This window comes from Ruegeria sp. AM2 (assembly GCF_056540685.1).
This window is the reverse complement of record NZ_JBQFXE010000001.1, coordinates 349,029-366,418: the sequence shown is the minus strand read 5'-3', so window position 1 is coordinate 366,418 and position 17,390 is coordinate 349,029. Positions and strand designations below refer to the sequence as shown.

Sequence of the window (17,390 nt, the reverse complement as noted above, 5' to 3'; positions counted from 1 at the left end):
ACACCCTCACTTGTTTGCGCGGTTGTCGATCAGGTCTTCGACGACCGAAGGATCAGCCAACGTCGAGGTGTCACCCAGCGCGCCATAGTCATTTTCGGCAATCTTGCGCAGGATACGGCGCATGATCTTGCCCGAACGCGTCTTCGGAAGACCCGGTGCCCATTGAATCACATCCGGCGAGGCAATCGGGCCAATCTCGGTCCGAACCCAGGTGCGCAGTTCTTTCAGCAGCTCATCGCTGGGATCGCGATCGTTCATCAGGGTGACATAGCAATAGATGCCCTGACCCTTGATGTCGTGCGGGTAGCCGACCACGGCGGCCTCGGCGACGGCCGCATGCGCGACCAACGCGCTTTCGACCTCGGCGGTGCCCATGCGGTGGCCCGAGACGTTGATCACGTCGTCTACGCGGCCCGTGATCCAGTAGTCTCCATCCTCATCGCGACGGCAGCCGTCACCAGTGAAGTAGTAGCCTTTGTAGTCCGAGAAATAGGTCTGTTCGAACCGTTCATGATCGCCCCATACGGTGCGCATCTGGCCGGGCCAACTGTCCTTGATACACAACACGCCCTCGACCCCATTGCCTTTGATTTCCACTCCGGACTGAGGATCCAGCACAACTGGTTCAACGCCAAAGAAGGGTTTCATCGCCGAGCCGGGCTTCATTGCATGCGCGCCGGGCAGGGGAGTCATCATATGGCCACCGGTTTCGGTCTGCCACCAGGTGTCTACGATGGGGCATTTGCCTTTGCCGACGACCTCGTTGTACCAATTCCACGCTTCGGGGTTGATCGGCTCGCCAACTGTCCCCAGCAGACGCAGATCGCTCAGGTCGTGCTTTTCCACAAACTCATTTCCCTGACCCATCAGCGCGCGGATCGCGGTGGGTGCGGTGTAGAATTGGTTGACCTTGTGCTTTGCGCAAACTTCCCAGAACCGACCGGCATCGGGGAAGGTCGGCACGCCTTCGAACATAAGTGTGGTCGCGCCATTGGCCAGCGGACCATAAACGATGTAGCTGTGGCCGGTGACCCAGCCCACATCAGCGGTACACCAGTAGATATCGCCGTCGTGATAGTCGAACGTGACCTCATGCGTCAGTGCGGCGTAAACAAGATAGCCGCCCGTGGTATGCACAACGCCCTTAGGCTGACCGGTCGAGCCCGAGGTATAGAGGATGAACAGAGGATCCTCGGCATCCATCTCGGCAGGGGCGCAGTAATCATCCGCTTCCAGCGCCATCTCGTTGTAGTCGAAATCGCGGCCATTGATCCATGTCGTCTGGCCATTGGTGCGCTTGACCACCAGACATTTCACGGTGTCTTTGCAGTGTAGCAACGCCGCGTCCGCATTGGACTTGAGCGGCGTCTTACGTCCGCCACGAGGCGCTTCGTCCGCCGTGATCACAACCTTGGCGTCACAGCCATTGACCCGCGCGGCCAGCGCATCAGGCGAGAAGCCCGCGAACACAATTGAATGAATTGCGCCGATACGCGCGCAGGCAAGCATGGCATAGGCAGCCTCGGGGATCATGGGCAGATAGATGACGACCCGGTCACCCTTGCGGACACCCATCGATTCCAGAATGTTCGCCATCCGGCAAGTGCGGCGGTGCAATTCGGCATAAGAGATGTGCTGCGAGGCATCTGTTGGATCATCCGGCTCCCAGATGATCGCGGTTTGATCGCCGCGGGTCTTCAAGTGGCGGTCAAGGCAGTTGGCCGAGACGTTCAGCGTGCCATCCGCATACCAGTTGATGCCAACAGACCCGAAGTCATAGCTGACGTCCTTGACTTGGCTGTAGGGCTTAATCCAGTCGATCCGCTTGCCTTGCTCGTCCCAGAACGCGACAGGATCATTGATTGAGGCCGCATACATCTGATTGTATTTTTCGGCATCAACATGCGCGCGCGCCACGGTGTCTGCGGATGGCGGGTAAACGTTGGCATCTGACTGTGCAGCGGTTGTCATACTGAGGCTCCTCCCTCTGGACTTTATTTCACTGGATCGATTTTGCCCGCAGAACCGGTAATGTCGACCCGCTTCCTCCACATATCGGATAATACGAAGAACTGAAAACAAGGAAATAAATTACCGAAAACTATGGATTTGTTTGTAAATAAATTTTTTACCGACTGTGAAATCTGAAAACCAATGTTTAGTGTGGTTCGGAAATGCACGATAAAACAATAGTATAGTTGTAACAGATTTCAGCACCCGGCGCGCGCGCAGGTGGCTCAACAATTTGTACCGCAGATTCATCTTTTGCGTGTTAGCGCCCGACAATCCACTCGTTGTCGCTTGGCGACTTAGTGCCGGGGGTTGGCACATTTAGATGTTGGCGCTAGCTTGAATCGCAAGCGCCTCGGGACGGGGGCGCACCAAAGGGAGAAATCAAGATGAAAAAGTTGTTGAGCGGTGCCGCTGTCGCCGCTTTGGCTGCTGCTATCGTGACCGAAGCTGCAGCGACCGAGTGGAATGCCTCGGTCTGGGGCAAACGTCGCGCGTTTACCGAGCATGTTGAGAAACTGGCCGAACTTGTCAGCGAGAAAACCGGTGGTGAATTCACGATAAATGTCAGCTATGGCGGCTTGTCCAAACCTCGCGAAAACCTCGATGGGATCGAGATCGGAGCCTTTGAGATGGCGCAATTCTGCGCGGGCTATCATCGCGACAAGAACAGGGCGATCACGGTTCTGGAATTGCCGTTCCTTGGCGTGAATACGCTGGACGAAGAGGTTGCGGTTAGCCACGCGGTTTATGACCACCCGGCGGTCAAAGATGAGATGGCACAGTGGAACGCGCGCATCATCATGACCTCTCCCATGCCACAGTACAATCTGGTCGGCACCGGTGATCCGCGCGACCAGTTGGCCGATTTCGACGGCATGCGCGTGCGCGCGACCGGCGGTCTGGGTCAAGCTTTTGAGGCCGTGGGCGGCGTTCCAACCTCTGTGCCTGCGACCGAGGCGTTCAACGCGATGGAATCCGGCGTTGTCGACACGGTAGCCTTCGCCCAGCACGCACACCTGTCATTTGGCACGATCAACGAGGCCGACTGGTGGACGGCCAACCTGAACCCCGGCACAGTGAATTGCCCCGTGGTCGTCAATATCGACGCCTACGAATCCCTTCCAGCCGAGCACCGCGAAGCGCTCAACAGTTCGATTGACGAGGCCATAGATCACTACTTGGCGAACTACGCCGGACTGCTTGAGAAATGGGATGGCGTTCTGTCTGAAAAGGGCGTCGAAAAGGTTAATATCGACGACGCAGTGATCGAGGAATTCCGCGCCAAAGCCGCAGATCCGATCCGTGCCGAATGGATTGAGACCATGTCCGCGCAGGGCCTGCCCGCGCAGGACCTCTATGATCTGGTCCAGGCGACCCTGAAACAGCAACGCGGCGGCAACTGATCGTCAGAACCGGGCGTCCGTCGGGCGCCCGGGCACCTTCGGAATAAGGAACACCGGAATGGCAGGACAGGCCACGGTGCTGGAAGACGGCAGCCGCCTCAGCCGTCTGGACCACCTCTTGTTGAAACTCGAACGCTTCATGGCGCTGATCAGCGGAATGGCCGTGTTCGGGTTGATGGTACTGGCGGTCGTTTCGGTCAGCGGGCGCAACGCGTTCAATGCGCCTTTGCCTGGCTATGTGGACTGGATCGAACAAGCCATGCCCCTGATTGCCTTTCTCGGCATCTCCTACGTGCAACGCGATGGCGGGCATATCCGGATGGACATAGTGATCTCACGTTTGCGGGGTCGCGCTTTGTGGCTGTTCGAGCTGATCTCGGTCTTGCTGATCCTATTGCTAATGCTGGCTCTGGTCTGGGGCAGTTGGTCCCATTTTGACCGGTCCTTTGATTTCGGCGCACCACTGTGGAGCCGGGATAGCTCCATCGATATCGGTATTCCGATCTGGCCTGCAAAGCTTCTTGCGCCCGTTGCATTCTCGGTGCTCTGCGCGCGGCTTGTCCTGCAGGTCTGGGGCTATGGCCGCGCCTTTGTTCTCGGGCTGGACAGTCCCGTTGCCGTTCCGTTGATCCAGGACGCAGCGGCACAAGCGGCCGCCGAGGCCGAACAATTCGAAGGGCAAGCCTGACCCATGGATACGATCGATATCGGCCTTTGGGTCACAGGCGGGTTGCTGGTCTTTGTCGTTGCAGGCATGCGCGTGGCGTTCGCGGCGGGTTTGGCAGGGCTGATCGGACTGATCTGGATTTTCTGGGCCAAGTTTGGGTACGACCCCGAGCGGTTTGGCAAGGCCGTCACTGTCGCCGTCAAAACGGCAGGGCAGGTGCCGCACTCGAAAGTGGCCTCGCACACGCTCAGCCTGATCCCAACGTTCATTCTGATCGGCTATCTGGCCTACTACGCCGGACTGACCCGCGCCCTGTTCGAAGCGGCAAAGCGCTGGGTTGCCTGGGTCCCCGGAGGGCTCGCGGTGTCCACCATCTTCGCCACCGCCGGGTTTGCGGCGGTGTCCGGCGCGTCGGTGGCGACGTCCGCAGTCTTCGCCCGCATCGCGATCCCCGAGATGCTGAGCGTCGGCTACAACAAGCGCTTCGCTGCAGGCGTTGTCGCCGCAGGAGGCACGCTTGCCTCGCTTATCCCACCCTCAGCGATCCTTGTGATCTACGCAATCATCGTTGAGCAGGATGTCGGCAAGCTGCTGCTCGCGGGCTTTATCCCCGGGGCGTTTTCTGCACTGATCTATGGTCTGCTTATAGTCGGGATCGCGGTCATATTTAAGAGCGTCGGGCCACCCGTTACAGGGTTTACGTGGCGCGAACGGTTTGCCTCGCTGCCTGGAGCATTGCCCATCGTCGCGGTGATCCTGATCATCATCTGCTTTGTCTACAACCCATTCGGCGAACAAGCATGGGGCACGCCGACGGAAGGCGGCGCGATAGGGGCCTTTATCGTTTTCTGCTTTGCCCTGTTCCATGGCATGCGGTGGCCGCAGTTTAAATCAGCCCTGCTGGAGACTGCGAAACTGACTGCGATGATTTTTGCAATAATCTGGGGGGTCTTGATCTACGTCCGTTTTCTTGGCTTCGCGGACCTACCCGGTGCGTTTTCAGATTGGATCACGTCGCTGCAGATGTCGCCGATGCTGATCCTGATCTGCATCCTTCTCGCCTATGCAGTGCTTGGCATGTTCATGGATGCCATTGGTATGCTGCTCCTGACGCTTCCTGTCGTGTACCCTGCTGTCATGGCTTTGAACGGCGGTGAAGCGGTCAGTGCGGCCGACAGTGCTTTTGGAATGTCCGGACCGATGTGCGCAATCTGGTTCGGGATTCTGGTGGTTAAAATGGCGGAATTTTGTCTGATTACGCCACCTATTGGACTGAACTGCTTTGTCGTGGCCGGTGTGCGCCCGGATCTGAGCGTTCAGGACGTATTCAGAGGGGTCACGCCGTTCTTTCTGGCAGACGCAATGACAATCGCATTGCTCGTGGCATTCCCGGGTATCGTTCTATACCTGCCGTCGCTTGCCGGATAATGGGCTTATGCGAGGCTCTGCCTCGCGCTCCGGGATATTTCTGGCCAGATGAAGAGCGGATCCCCTGCTTCATCTGGCTGAAAATATCCCGGGGGAGGCGCGGCTTGCCGCAGCGGGGGCAGAGCCCCTTTGCGTATTTCTCAAGTCGCGCGCATCAGCATTCCGAACAGGTCGCGCGGATCATCGGGGTCGGCTAACATGTCCAAAGGTTCAAAAAAATCAGTGCCTTCAATGGTGCCTTTGATGTAGCGCAAGGCCGAAAAATCCTCGATCGCGAATCCAACGCTGTCAAATAAGGTGATCTGGCGGTCATCAGTGCGGCCTTTGGCTTGGCCTGTCATGACCTCCCACATTTCCGTGACGGGGTGATCGGTGGTCAACGCCTGAATCTCACCCTCGATCCTAGTTTGCTCAGGGTACTCTACGAAAATGTCCGACCGCAAAAGGATGTCACGGTGAAGCTCTGTCTTACCCGGGCAGTCGCCACCGATGGCGTTGATGTGCACCCCGGGGCCGACCATATTATCGGTCAGGATGGTGGCATATTTTTTGTCGGCCGTGCAGGTTGTGATGATGTGTGCGCCCTCAATGGCGTCTTCGGGGGTTCCGCAGGCGATAACTGTCAGCCCTTTGCCCTGCAGGTTTTTTTCACACTTCTTGGTGGCGTTTTGATCGGTGTCGTACAGACGAACCGTGTCGATGCCGCACATGGCCTTGAAGGCGAGGCATTGGAACTCGGACTGGGCACCGTTGCCGATCATAGCCATTGTCGAGGCGGATTTCGGGGCCAGATAGCTGCCGACCAGCGCTGATGTTGCTGCTGTACGCAACGCCGTCAGCATTGTCATTTCTGTCAGCAATGTCGGATAGCCAGTATAAACATCCGCCAATAGCCCAAATGCCGTCACGGTTTGCAGACCTTCTGACGTGTTTTTCGGGTGGCCGTTCACGTATTTGAACCCATAGGCTTCACCGTCCGACGTCGGCATCAACTCGATCACGCCATGAGGCGAGTGGGCGGGAATACGGGGCGTTTTGTCAAAGCTTTCCCAGCGTTTGAAATCGGCTTCGATCTGGGCTGCGATATCGGTGATCATCCGCTCGACACCAACGTGGTGAACAAGCCGCATCATGTTGTTAACCGAGACAAAGGGTACTAGCGCTTTTTCAGAAGGTTGGGTCATCAGAAGCTCCGTGTCGGGCGGTCAAACACACGGCGACCAAACAAAGACGCCGTCAAATCGACCATCAGTTTTGCAGTTCTGCCCCGTTCGTCCAGAAACGGGTTCAGCTCAACCAGATCCAGCGAACACACAAGGCCGCTTTCGTGCAGAAGTTCCATGGCCAGATGCGCCTCGCGTTCTGTGGCACCACCGGGCACGGTCGTTCCGACGGCCGGTGCGATTGACGGTTCAAGGAAGTCCACGTCCAAGGATACGTGAAGGATCCCGTTATTCGCGCGGACCTTTTCAAGGAATGCCAGCAAGGGGGCTTTTATTCCGTGCTCATCTATGCTGCGCATATCGGCCAGCATGGCGTTGTCTTCTTCCAATCGCGCACGCTCGGCCGGGTCAACCGAGCGCAGACCGATCATGCCAACGCGGTCTGTTGGAACGGGCGATGTGACCTTTGGAAACGCATCAAAACCTGGCTGGCCTGTGAAATAGGCAACCGGAGTGCCGTGAAGGTTACCGCTGTCGGTGCTGTCCGGTGTATGAAAATCGCTATGCGCATCCAACCACAGGACAAAGAAAGGCCGTTCCAGCGTTTTCGCATGCGCTGCCATGCCGGCGACGGTTCCCATCGACAAGGCGTGATCCCCGCCCATGAATATCGGAAGTCCTTGCTGCGCTGCTTCCTGAGCCAAACGGCTCAGTGCCTGGGTCCAGCCAACACATTCGGGCAGAGAAAACAGATTTGGGTGATCGGCGACTTGTGTCTCATTGGGCCGCACATCTCCGATGTCTTTTACCGAATGCCCTAAATCGGCCAGAGCCTGCTCGAGCCCAGCAACACGATACGCGTCCGGGCCCATGCGGCACCCTTGACGCCTTTTCCCGGCGTCCATCGGAACACCGGCGAGAATAAGAGTCTTGTTGTCCATACTTCTATCTAACGAGGCAAGCCGGATTGCGAAAAGGGCGCAAATTGTTCAAAATGAACTCATGTCATCCGATTTGGAAATGAAACATGGACGATCTGGACAACCGATTGCTCAATGCGTTGCATAGGGATGCTCGGGCTTCGCTGTCAGAGTTGGCGGCAACATTGGGCGTTACACGCACAACGGTGCGCAGCCGACTGCAAAGGCTAAAGCAATCCGGCGAAATCGTCGGCTTTACAATTGTCACCAGGCAGGGCGTGTCGGATAGCCCGGTGCGCGGGTTAATGATGCTAGAGATCGAAGGTCGCGGAACCGAACGTATCATGTCACGCATCGCGGCCATGCGGCAGGTGAGGGCGGTTCACTCGACCAATGGCGGATGGGACCTGATCGCTGAAATCGGAACCGAAACTCTGGCCGAACTGGACGAGGTTTTGTTTCAGATACGGCGGATCGAAGGAGTCACGCGGTCAGAAACGAACCTTTTGTTGTCCACGCGAAAGGGTCGATCGTAGCTCGGGCCTCTATGCCCTATGACCATGGCACAAAGTGTGCAAAGCTTTGGCAACAGGCTGATCCATTAGCACAATTTCTTTGTCGGTTTGGCAGGGCAAAACCGGCACTACCGCAACGCAGAGGCATTTTGAATGACAACACACGCCACGAATGAGGAACCTCGTGTCGAACGCTTGGCCGAGCGTGTGACGGGTTTGCTGGAAAAGCCGCTTGTTAAGGTGGCTGTGCCGGTGCTGGTCACGTTGATTGCGTTGTTCGTGCTGCATGACTTGTCGGCGCATGTGAAGTGGGCGGATGTCCAAACGGATATCGCGGCCACGCCATGGCGGATCATGTTTTTTGCCCTGTGCTGGACCGCCGTGAGCTTTTTGTCGCTGTCCTTTTATGATGTTCTGGCCGTGCAAAGCGTAGCCGACGGCAAAGTGCCTTTGCCGGTGGCCGGCTTGGCCGGGGCAAGTGGGTATGCCGTATCCAATTGCCTTGGGTTTTCCTACATCACCGGCACCGCAATCAGATACCGGATCTACGCGTCGCTTGGCCTGGACCTTGGGCGCGTGGCCGGGGTGATCGCAACCTCGTGGGTGGCGTTCTGGATGGGGTTCGTCCTCTTGCTGGGTCTGCTTCTGACCATTCACCCGGATGGTGTATCCAAGGTCGTTCCCATCAGCGAAACCGCGGAAACCGCGATCGGGCTTTGCCTTCTGGGCGGGTTGGTCGCCCTGTTCATTTGGCTGTCCAGCGGAGGCCGCCGCCTGAGCGTTGCGGGGTTTGGTTTCAACTTGCCAGGCGGCAAGTTGGCCAGCCTGCTGACAATTTCGGCTGTCGGGGATTTGTTTGGCGCCTCCATGGCGCTTTATGTTCTGATGCCCGACGATTTGGGCGTCGGATTTCCCTATTTCTTCACGATCTACATTGCTGCAATCGCGGTTGGTATCATCAGCCACGCGCCTGGTGGTATTGGAGTGTTCGAAGCGACGCTGATCGCTGGCCTGGGCGCGTCCGGCAGATCGGACGTCATTGCGGCGCTGCTTTTGTACCGCGTGGTCTACACATTTCTTCCGTTCGGCATTGCAAGTTTGTCCATAGCTGTCGCGACGGCTCTGTCTCACCGACAACGTATCGGAGGCGCTGCGACCTGGGTTTATCGCGCCATTCGGCCCATTGTTCCGATGGTCGCAGCAGGGATTGCAGCGGTTGCCGGTGTGATCCTGTTGGTCTCGGGCGCGTTGCCAGCCGGTAGCCAAAAACTCGGCGTTTTGCGCGAGGTTCTGCCGCTATCTTTCGTCGAGGCTTCGCATCTTGCGGGCAGTGCGGTCGGTGTTTTGCTGCTGTTGGTATCTCGTGGGCTGTTCCGCAAGCTCTATCGGGCGTGGGTCGTCGCCATGCTGTTGATGCTGGCCGGGTTTGTCGCGTCGCTCACCAAAGGTCTGGACACGCATGAGGCCATATCTTTGCTGGGCACGATCATCCTTTTGGCGATGTTTCGCGGCGCGTTTTACCGTGTCAGCGGCGCGTCCGTATTTCGATTGAACATCCCCTGGTTGGTCAGCGTTATTGCTCTGTTGGCGGTGATTTTCTGGATTGGCCTCTTCGCCTATTCCCATGTCGAGTACCAAAATGCGCTTTGGTGGGAGTTCGCCTGGAACGGAGACGCGTCACGGTTCCTGCGCTCCAGCCTCGTTGTCGCGGTGATCCTTGGGGTCGTGGCCGTGAATTCTCTGTTCGGACGGGAAATACCCGCGCCAGTGCGAACCGAAATACCCGAGGTTGTCGAACGTTTGGTGATGGAGAGCGAGGATACTGAGTCTCAGATATCGCTCACGGGCGACAAACAGTTTTTGATTTCTCCGGACGAGACCGCGTTTCTGGCATTCGCAGATACGGGCAATGCCCTGATCACCAAAGGGGAGCCGGTTGGCGACGAAAAAGCCGGGCAACAACTGATCTGGCAACTGCGCGAAAGGGCTGACCGCGAGGGCAAACTGTGCGCTTTTTACAGTGTGTCGACACAGTATCTGCCAACTTTTCTGGACCTCGGCCTGTCCATCCTGAAAATCGGCGAGGTCGCGCGCGTCCCGCTCAAGGACTTCTCGCTGGACGGCAAACCGCGAAAACGCTTCCGTCAGGCCAAGAATAGAGCTGTACGCGAGGGGTATGTGTTCGAAATCATCCCGAAAGAAAAACTTGCCCCGGTCTTGCCAGAACTGAGGGCGATTTCAGACCACTGGCTTTCCGGCAAAGCAGGCGAAGAAAAAGGTTTTGCCCTTGGCGGGTTCGACGAGAAATACCTGTCCTATTTCGATCATGCCGTGTTGCGGAGCGAGACGGGCAAGATCATGGCCTTTGCCAACCTGTTTCAGGGCGGCAACAAATCCGAGCTTTCGCTGGATCTGATGCGCTATGAACCTGACAGTCCAAGCTTTGTCATGGATGCATTGTTTGCCGAGATGATGTCGTGGGGGTCCGAACAGGGGTTCAACTGGTTCTCGCTTGGTGCAGCGCCGTTTTCAGGCATCGAAAACCGGCAATTGGCCTCACTGTGGAACCGGATCGGTGGCTTTGTCTATGAACATGGTGAGCAGTTCTATCACTTCGAGGGTCTGCGCTCGTTCAAGCAGAAGTTCGACCCGGAATGGAGTCCGAACTATCTGGCCAGCCCCGGTGGTCTGGCCGCGCCGCGTATTCTCTATGAGGTGAACATCCTGATTTCGGGCGGGCTGCGTGGGCTGACGAAATAAGGATCAGTTCAGGCTGGCGCGCGTTGGGGCCTGTTCCAAAAGGTCCCCCCAGTCTGTGCGATAGGCCATCTCTGCCAGAACCGTCTCGGGCAGGAATTCCTGATTTTGCCGGATCTGCCAACCGCCGCCGAGGCCCTTGTAAACAGACACGAGATTGGCCGAGACCTGTTGTTGGGCCTGGATCAGGTTCGACTCGGACCGTAAAAGGGCCGTCTGCGTGTTCAGGACGCGGGAATAATCGGCGATGCCGTCCCGGTACTGGTTCACGGCAATATCAGCCGCCTTGCGGGATGCATCGACGCTGCGCTGATAGAAAGTCACCTGCTTGCGTGCCTCAGTGTATGCCACCATCGCGCTTTCCACTTCGGAATAGGCGGAAAGGACCGTGTTTTGGTAGTTCGCAATCAGCGCTTGATAGGCCGCGTCTTGCGCGCGAACGTTGTTCTTGATCCGTCCATAATTCAGCACGTTCCACACCACACCAGCGCTCGCAAGCCCGGTCCTGCTGTTGGACGAAAACAGATCGCGCCCGCCCGAGGCTTGCACGCCGATGGAACCGGACAATATGAATTGCGGATAGAGGTCCGCCAAAGCAATACCGACCTGCGCCGATTGTGTGGCGGCGGCCAATTCTGCGGCGCGCACGTCGGGGCGACGACGCAGCAACTCGGCCGGAACGCCAACAGCGACGTTGGAGCGCGCCGAAGGGATGCGCCCGGATCGGCTGAGCAGACCATTCACCCGCGACGGTGTTGTGCCCAGCAAAACGGCCATCGCGTTCTTGGCCTGTTGAAGTTCGGTTTCTAGCTGCGGCACAACCGCTTTGGTGTTGTTCAGCAGCGCAGTCGATTCCTGCACGTCCAGTTCGGTCGTGACGCCATTGTTGAAACGCAGCTCGGTCAGGTCTGCACTTTCTTGCTGTAACTTGATGTTGTTACGCGCAACACCCAACCCTTCCTGCAACGCGCGGATGTTGATGTAGAGCGCGGCAACGTCCCCGGTCAGCGTCACCAGTGCGTCGTCGTAATTCGCCACTTGCAGCGCCAGATTGGAGCGTGCCGCCTGAACGCCGCGTCGTTGTTGGCCCCAGACATCCAGCTCCCACTGCGCATCGAAACCAACTTGCGAGGTCGAGAACTCGGTATCCAACGGGATAATCCGGTTGATATCCGAGATCGGCCCCAAATTCTCACTGATCTGGCGTCGCTCGATCGACCCCCCGATGGCTTGCGATTGTGGGTAAAGCTCTCCAAATGCGATGCCTAATTGGGCGCGGGCCTGCAGCACGCGGGCCCCGGCGACCTGTAGGGTCAGGTTTTGCGCATAGGCTTCGGCGATCAGCTTGTTCAGGGTCGGGTCGTTGAACGTTTCCCACCACTTCACAACCGGTGCGCTGCGAGAGGTCAGACCACTGGCGTTGGCGTCGGGGCTGTTCGCTTCGATCCACTGTTTGACGACCGGAGAGTTCGGGCGCACGAAATCAGGTCCAACCGGCGCGCAACTGACAAGTAGCGCCGCACATAGGGCAGGTCCCATCAGTCGTCGAAAGGTGGTCTTGCCCATAATCAGATATCCAGTGGTCGGATGAAGTTGGCGAAGGAATAGAGGCGGATATTGATGCGTCTGAGAAACTCAAAGCTTGATCCCAGCCCGGTATAGATTGCCACCGCCGCGTGGCCGCCTGCGGGCAGCGTGTGGTTCTCTGGCAGGTCCACGGTAATCTGGACGGCAATCCGGCCCGGCAGTTTAGGTAACTCAAACCCCGGCAAGCGACCAGAGGGGAGGTATTGACCCTGACGCGTGGCCCACCAGATCGCCTCGACCTTGCCGGTCAGAATTTCTCCGGGATACAGGTCCAGCGCGATTTCCACCGGCTGGCCGGGTTCGACGAATTTCAGGTTTTGCTGCCGGAACGTGGCCAGAATATAGGGGCTGTCTTCAGTCACAAAACTGGCGATGGCACCAAGCCTGAGGTCGCCAACAACCAGACCGGGGCGCGCTTGTTGCGACACGATCATACCGTTTTCTGGCGCGTAGATCGTTGTATTATCAAGGAAATACTCGGCCTCGGCCAATTGCGCCTGAGCCTGTAAAATTCCGGTATTCACTCCATCAATCTGCGATGCTTGTGCAAGATTGGCCTTTTCCAGATTGGCTTGCGCCTCTTTGACAAGGGCCTCATCCTCGGTGACCTGTTCATTCCAGCGGTCGAGCTCATCTTGACGCGCCCCTCCGGCAGGGACAAGGTTTTCGTACCGCTGCTTTTGTGTCAGCGCATAGGCCAACTGCGCGTTTGCGCGTTCGATGGCCTCGGTCGCGGCGATGACGTCCTGTTCCAAGATTTTGGCGTTTTGCTCGGCAGCGACTAGTTGCGCCTTGGCCTTTTCAACGCCCAGAGAGAACACCGTGTCGTCAAAGCGATAGAGCGGATCGCCCTTCGTGACCTGCGTATTGGGTTCGACCAACACTTCGGTCAGAATAGTGGGCTGCGTCAGTCGCGGCAAAATTTGAATGGTCGAGCGGACAACGTGGCTGTCGATTGAAAACGGCTGGAAAAAACGCAGGGCCACCAGAAAAATCAGCAGCAGATGCGCGCCCACCCAGAACGACACGATGCCCCAAGTGATATTGAATTTCAGCCATTGCGCCTTGAAGAAAATGAACCAGACGAAAATGATGTAAAAAAGCGTGATGCCGAGGGCGACAAACATTTGTATGGATTTCCTTCGGCCTTAGCTTTTTTGCGGATCTTCAGAACCAGAGGTGTCCTGATATTCGGGTTTGACCGTGCCGCCTAAACGTTCAATCTCGTCACGTATGGCTTTCTTTTCTTCGTCCGGTCCCCGGCGCATATCGACGGTCACACCATCGTGGAACGCCCAGATGAACGCATGGACCCAAGGGATCACGGCCAAAAAACCCATCCATCCCATGATCTTGACCGCCTCGGCATGTGGGTGATTCCGCTTGATCGCGATACGGCCGGGTAGGCCCATTATGAAAAGAAACAGCCCCATCACCGCCGCGAGCAGCAGGATGAGCGCCACAAATGTCAGGTAGTCATAGTAGCCCAGCGGCTGGCCCAACAGTCCCATACTCGTGCCTCCATCGGGAAAGGTTGCCCTATCCTCAGTTGTTGCCGCCCAGTTCGTCAATCAGTTTGTAGCTGGTCGGTGGGTCAGCGCAAATCGTCGGGCCACATTCGATCAACGTCGAAATCGCGTTCAGAAAGGCCAATGCCAGTATGATGAAGAACGCTGCGCGGGCCAGTTTGTTGCCGTCAAAGCGTTCGGCCTGTGGTTCTTCTGCGTACTGCCGCTCGAACATCAACATGATTGCAGTGCCGACAAGGATCAGAAAGAACGCAATTCCCGCCCAAGTATAATAATGCAGACCAAGTACGGGCGAGCCATAGTGACCAGTGCCCGGTACGATATGCAACAGGATTTGCCGGATCGAAACGCTGCCGCCATACAGCGCGGCAAGCAACATGATGGCATAGTGTTGTGGGCGGGGTCCATAAAGAAGGTTCAGACCAAGTCCAACGCCGACGGCAACCAATCCCACCCGTTGTAACAGGCAAAGCGGGCAGGGCAGCTCATCAAGGGTGAACTGATATGCGTAGGCCAAAACCAACACGAGGCTGACGGCCAATGCGCCGATGGCGTTCAGAGTGCGGGACATCTCGGGTGTCATTGCGGTTTGCCCCTAGAGTTGAATTGTCAGTTGGCTCGTGGCGTGAAATTTGAGCCAATAGATGCTCAAGGCCAGAGTGATCAAGAACAGTGTCGTACCTGCTCCGGTGCGTCCAAAATAGTTCAGGCCCATTGTGGCCGTAAGTAATGCAAAGAAAAGCGCGATCATGGCCGGTTGTCTCCCCTTTGTCCGGTCATTGCGGCGTATTCTCACGATTGTGTCAGGCTGAATTCGATCTGGCAAGGTTTGACAACCTTGCATTGTGTGGGGTGCCTAGGTGCAGACCATAACCTCCGTTTTCCACTCGCGACATTTCAACTCCAAATCGGCCTGCAGCGTGGCATCTGTATAGAACTTGTCAACATCTGCCAGAGACGCGATGCGAGCCGGAGCGAACCGTTGGAACTTGGACTGATCCGCCACCAGACTGGTCTGACGGGCTCGCGCGATGATGGTCTGGCTGACCAGGACTTCCTGAAGATCAAAATCCAGCAAATCACCGTCCGCGTCCAGAGCCGAGCACCCGATGACCGCATGGTCGAATTTGAACTGTCGGATTGTCGAAACGGCCAGATTACCGACCAGCCCTCCGTCCGAGCGGCGCAGGCTGCCGCCGGCAAGCACAATCTCGCAATCCGGGTTTTCGACCAGAATATTGGCCACGTTCATATTGTTGGTCACCACCATCAGGTTTTTATGCGACAGCAATTGCCTCGCCACTGCCTCGGTTGACGTTCCAATATTCATAAAGACCGAGGAACCGTCGGGAATGCCGTCCGCGCAGCGCTCGGCGATCCGGGTTTTGGCGTCTTCATTCAACGCGCGGCGGTCTTCATAACCGATATTCGAGACACCAGAACGAAGGACCGCGCCGCCGTGGACCCTGTCCAGTTTTCCGGCATCTGACAGTTCGGTCAAGTCACGTCGAATGGTCTGAACGGTCACGTCGAACCGCGCCGCCAAATCTTCAACGGCCACTCGCCCCTCTTGTCTGGCGATGTCCAGGATGTCGGATTGGCGGAAAGACAAAGACATGGGGGCTCCGATATATCACTTTCTTTCGTTTTTCTTCTTTTAGCGCGCTTCGGCAAGCGAGGAACTCACAAAATACGAAATAATCGTTGAAAGAGTCAGAGTGTTAAACTTGAATCGCGATAAAGCGAGTAAAAACGAATAATGATGTTGACGTTTCGAACATGCATGATGTTAATGCGCTTGCTTTCAACATCGGGACTCGCGCGGATATGTCTTCGACCGACGATCAGGTAACGGACCTTTTTATTATTGGTGGTGGGATCAACGGCTGCGGAATAGCGCGGGATGCGGCGGGCAGGGGGCTTTCAGTCGCCTTGGCCGAGATGAACGATCTGGCGTCGGCAACGTCTTCGGCCTCGACCAAGTTGTTTCACGGTGGATTGCGGTACCTCGAATATTTTGAGTTCCGATTGGTCCGCGAGGCCCTGGTCGAGCGGGAAACATTGCTGCGCGCCATGCCACATATCAGTTGGCCGATGCGATTTGTCCTGCCGTATCACAAAGACATGCGGTTTGACTCCGAAACGCCGACGTCGCGGTTGCTTAGCACCTTTATGCCATGGATGCGCGGGCGTCGTCCGGCCTGGCTGATCCGCTTGGGCCTGTTCATGTATGACCACCTGGGCGGGCGCAAAATCCTGCCGGGCACCAGTTCGGTCTCGCTTGGCACATCGCCAGAAGGCGCGCCTTTGCAGAAGAAATTCGAAACCGCGTACGAGTATTCCGATTGCTGGGTCGAAGATTCCCGTCTGGTGGTCCTAAACGCCCGCGACGCCGAGGCACGTGGTGCACGCATCATGGTCCGAACCGAAGTTCTGAGCGCCAAGCGCGCGGATGATCTGTGGCAGATCACGATCCGGGATCGGGACAGTGGCGAAACCTACACTCTGCGCGCCAAAATGCTGATCAACGCGGGCGGTCCGTGGGTTGGGGACATTATTCATGCAAAGATCCACGTGGATTCACGTGAGGGCGTCCGATTGGTGCGCGGCAGCCATATCGTGACCAAAAGGCTGTATGACCACGACAACTGCTACTTTTTTCAGGGCGAAGACGGCCGGATCATCTTTGCCATCCCATATGAGCAGGATTTTACCCTGATTGGGACGACCGATCAGGACCACTCGGACCCGTCGGACCCTCCGGTCTGCACCGAAGCTGAGCAGGAATACCTCTGCGCCTTTGCGTCGAACTATTTCGAAAAGCCGGTTACGCGCGCAGATGTGGTTTGGACCTACTCGGGTGTTCGCCCGCTATATGATGATGGGGCCAGCAGCGCGACGGCGGCGACGCGGGATTATACTTTGAAAGTGGATGCCGAGGGCGCACCGGTGCTGAACGTGTTTGGCGGCAAAATCACCACCTATCGCCGTCTGGCAGAAAGCGCGATGGAGAAGGTGGCCGAGCATTTTCCGGGCCTGAACGGGGCCTGGACCGCTGGGGTTCCGTTGCCCGGAGGCGACTTTCCGGTTGATGGGGGGGATGCTTTGGTTGATGCCCTGATGTCAGACTACGCCTTTTTGTCACGAAAATGGGCGCAACGATTGGTTCGTGCCTATGGCACGGATGCGCGCAATGTTCTTGGGTCGGCGAAGACCGCGCAGGACTTGGGTGAAGATTTTGGCGCGACCCTGACCGCTGTCGAAGTAAAGTGGCTGATAGATCAGGAATACGCGCGCCGAGCGGAGGATGTGGTTTGGCGGCGCAACAAACTGGGATTGCGGTTGTCCGCGGACCAAATCGCCCGGATTGACGAATGGATGGCGTCGCAGATTTGACGCTGTGCACAG

15 protein-coding genes are annotated in these 17,390 nt (G+C 57.1%); 6 read left to right on the top strand and 9 right to left on the bottom strand.

All coding sequences use genetic code 11. The features are described from left to right. Positions 1 to 6: 6 nt before the first annotated feature. Complete coding sequence (acs, locus tag ACR0CR_RS01810) at positions 7 to 1,971, bottom strand: acetate--CoA ligase (RefSeq protein WP_480596188.1); 1,965 nt, start codon at positions 1,969 to 1,971, stop codon at positions 7 to 9. Between the two features lie 428 nt (positions 1,972 to 2,399). Between acs and ACR0CR_RS01805 the strand changes: the two genes are divergently transcribed. From ACR0CR_RS01805 to ACR0CR_RS01795, 3 genes are read left to right on the top strand one after another with little or no spacing between them, the layout of a single operon-like run. Further along, a complete protein-coding gene (locus ACR0CR_RS01805; RefSeq protein WP_480596186.1) occupies positions 2,400 to 3,416 on the top strand; it encodes a C4-dicarboxylate TRAP transporter substrate-binding protein in 1,017 nt (338 codons plus the stop codon). A gap of 58 nt (positions 3,417 to 3,474) precedes the next feature. Then, positions 3,475 to 4,104, top strand: coding sequence for a TRAP transporter small permease subunit (locus ACR0CR_RS01800; protein WP_480596184.1), 630 nt, complete (start codon positions 3,475 to 3,477; stop codon positions 4,102 to 4,104). Between the two features lie 3 nt (positions 4,105 to 4,107). Further along, entirely contained in the window at positions 4,108 to 5,511 is a 1,404-nt protein-coding gene (locus tag ACR0CR_RS01795; protein WP_480596182.1) for a TRAP transporter large permease, read from the top strand. A 140-nt stretch (positions 5,512 to 5,651) separates the two neighbouring features. Here the strand turns inward: ACR0CR_RS01795 and ACR0CR_RS01790 are convergent, their stop codons facing one another. Both ACR0CR_RS01790 and rocF read right to left on the bottom strand, forming a co-directional pair. Continuing rightward, entirely contained in the window at positions 5,652 to 6,695 is a 1,044-nt protein-coding gene (locus ACR0CR_RS01790; protein ID WP_480596180.1) for an ornithine cyclodeaminase, read from the bottom strand. Beyond that, positions 6,695 to 7,615 carry an arginase gene (gene rocF, locus ACR0CR_RS01785; protein WP_480596178.1) on the bottom strand — a complete coding sequence of 307 codons (921 nt, stop codon included), beginning with the start codon at positions 7,613 to 7,615 and terminating at the stop codon, positions 6,695 to 6,697. Before rocF ends, ACR0CR_RS01790 begins: the two co-directional genes overlap by 1 nt. An 86-nt stretch (positions 7,616 to 7,701) precedes the next feature. On the opposite strand from rocF, the gene ACR0CR_RS01780 reads away from it, so the two are divergent. After that, complete coding sequence (locus ACR0CR_RS01780; RefSeq protein WP_480596176.1) at positions 7,702 to 8,130, top strand: Lrp/AsnC family transcriptional regulator; 429 nt, start codon at positions 7,702 to 7,704, stop codon at positions 8,128 to 8,130. A 132-nt stretch (positions 8,131 to 8,262) separates the two neighbouring features. Continuing rightward, a complete protein-coding gene (gene mprF / locus ACR0CR_RS01775; protein ID WP_480596174.1) occupies positions 8,263 to 10,869 on the top strand; it encodes a bifunctional lysylphosphatidylglycerol flippase/synthetase MprF in 2,607 nt (868 codons plus the stop codon). Positions 10,870 to 10,872: 3 nt separating this feature from the next. On the opposite strand, the gene ACR0CR_RS01770 is transcribed toward mprF, so the two are convergent. From ACR0CR_RS01770 to ACR0CR_RS01745, 6 genes are all read right to left on the bottom strand, one after another. Continuing rightward, positions 10,873 to 12,432, bottom strand: a complete 1,560-nt coding sequence (locus ACR0CR_RS01770) for an efflux transporter outer membrane subunit (RefSeq protein WP_480596172.1) — start codon at positions 12,430 to 12,432, stop codon at positions 10,873 to 10,875. A gap of 2 nt (positions 12,433 to 12,434) precedes the next feature. Beyond that, positions 12,435 to 13,580: an HlyD family secretion protein gene (locus tag ACR0CR_RS01765; RefSeq protein ID WP_480596170.1), complete on the bottom strand. Its 1,146-nt coding sequence runs from the start codon at positions 13,578 to 13,580 to the stop codon at positions 12,435 to 12,437. 21 nt (positions 13,581 to 13,601) lie between these two features. Then, positions 13,602 to 13,964, bottom strand: a complete 363-nt coding sequence (locus ACR0CR_RS01760) for a DUF3302 domain-containing protein (protein ID WP_480596168.1) — start codon at positions 13,962 to 13,964, stop codon at positions 13,602 to 13,604. 34 nt (positions 13,965 to 13,998) lie between these two features. After that, entirely contained in the window at positions 13,999 to 14,553 is a 555-nt protein-coding gene (locus tag ACR0CR_RS01755; protein WP_480596166.1) for a disulfide bond formation protein B, read from the bottom strand. A gap of 24 nt (positions 14,554 to 14,577) precedes the next feature. Next, positions 14,578 to 14,733 carry a DUF5993 family protein gene (locus ACR0CR_RS01750; RefSeq protein WP_480596164.1) on the bottom strand — a complete coding sequence of 52 codons (156 nt, stop codon included), beginning with the start codon at positions 14,731 to 14,733 and terminating at the stop codon, positions 14,578 to 14,580. Positions 14,734 to 14,838: 105 nt separating this feature from the next. Further along, entirely contained in the window at positions 14,839 to 15,600 is a 762-nt protein-coding gene (locus tag ACR0CR_RS01745) for a DeoR/GlpR family DNA-binding transcription regulator (protein WP_480596162.1), read from the bottom strand. Positions 15,601 to 15,809: 209 nt separating this feature from the next. On the opposite strand from ACR0CR_RS01745, the gene glpD reads away from it, so the two are divergent. Beyond that, on the top strand, positions 15,810 to 17,378 hold the full coding sequence (gene glpD / locus ACR0CR_RS01740) for a glycerol-3-phosphate dehydrogenase (RefSeq protein ID WP_480597499.1): 1,569 nt from the start codon (positions 15,810 to 15,812) through the stop codon (positions 17,376 to 17,378). The last annotated feature ends 12 nt before the right edge of the window (positions 17,379 to 17,390 follow it).

Bases quoted from the DNA above. Each gene is read 5' to 3' on its own strand.
- ACR0CR_RS01805 (WP_480596186.1), top strand. From the start codon at position 2,400: ATGAAAAAGTTGTTGAGCGGTGCCGCTGTCGCCGCTTTGGCTGCTGCT.
- ACR0CR_RS01760 (WP_480596168.1), bottom strand. From the start codon at position 13,964: ATGGGACTGTTGGGCCAGCCGCTGGGCTACTATGACTACCTGACATTT.
- ACR0CR_RS01755 (WP_480596166.1), bottom strand. From the start codon at position 14,553: ATGTCCCGCACTCTGAACGCCATCGGCGCATTGGCCGTCAGCCTCGTG.
- acs (WP_480596188.1), bottom strand. From the start codon at position 1,971: ATGACAACCGCTGCACAGTCAGATGCCAACGTTTACCCGCCATCCGCA.
- ACR0CR_RS01800 (WP_480596184.1), top strand. From the start codon at position 3,475: ATGGCAGGACAGGCCACGGTGCTGGAAGACGGCAGCCGCCTCAGCCGT.
- mprF (WP_480596174.1), top strand. From the start codon at position 8,263: ATGACAACACACGCCACGAATGAGGAACCTCGTGTCGAACGCTTGGCC.
- ACR0CR_RS01745 (WP_480596162.1), bottom strand. From the start codon at position 15,600: ATGTCTTTGTCTTTCCGCCAATCCGACATCCTGGACATCGCCAGACAA.
- ACR0CR_RS01770 (WP_480596172.1), bottom strand. From the start codon at position 12,432: ATGGGCAAGACCACCTTTCGACGACTGATGGGACCTGCCCTATGTGCG.
- rocF (WP_480596178.1), bottom strand. From the start codon at position 7,615: ATGGACAACAAGACTCTTATTCTCGCCGGTGTTCCGATGGACGCCGGG.
- ACR0CR_RS01795 (WP_480596182.1), top strand. From the start codon at position 4,108: ATGGATACGATCGATATCGGCCTTTGGGTCACAGGCGGGTTGCTGGTC.
- ACR0CR_RS01790 (WP_480596180.1), bottom strand. From the start codon at position 6,695: ATGACCCAACCTTCTGAAAAAGCGCTAGTACCCTTTGTCTCGGTTAAC.
- ACR0CR_RS01750 (WP_480596164.1), bottom strand. From the start codon at position 14,733: ATGATCGCGCTTTTCTTTGCATTACTTACGGCCACAATGGGCCTGAAC.
- glpD (WP_480597499.1), top strand. From the start codon at position 15,810: ATGTCTTCGACCGACGATCAGGTAACGGACCTTTTTATTATTGGTGGT.
- ACR0CR_RS01780 (WP_480596176.1), top strand. From the start codon at position 7,702: ATGGACGATCTGGACAACCGATTGCTCAATGCGTTGCATAGGGATGCT.
- ACR0CR_RS01765 (WP_480596170.1), bottom strand. From the start codon at position 13,580: ATGTTTGTCGCCCTCGGCATCACGCTTTTTTACATCATTTTCGTCTGG.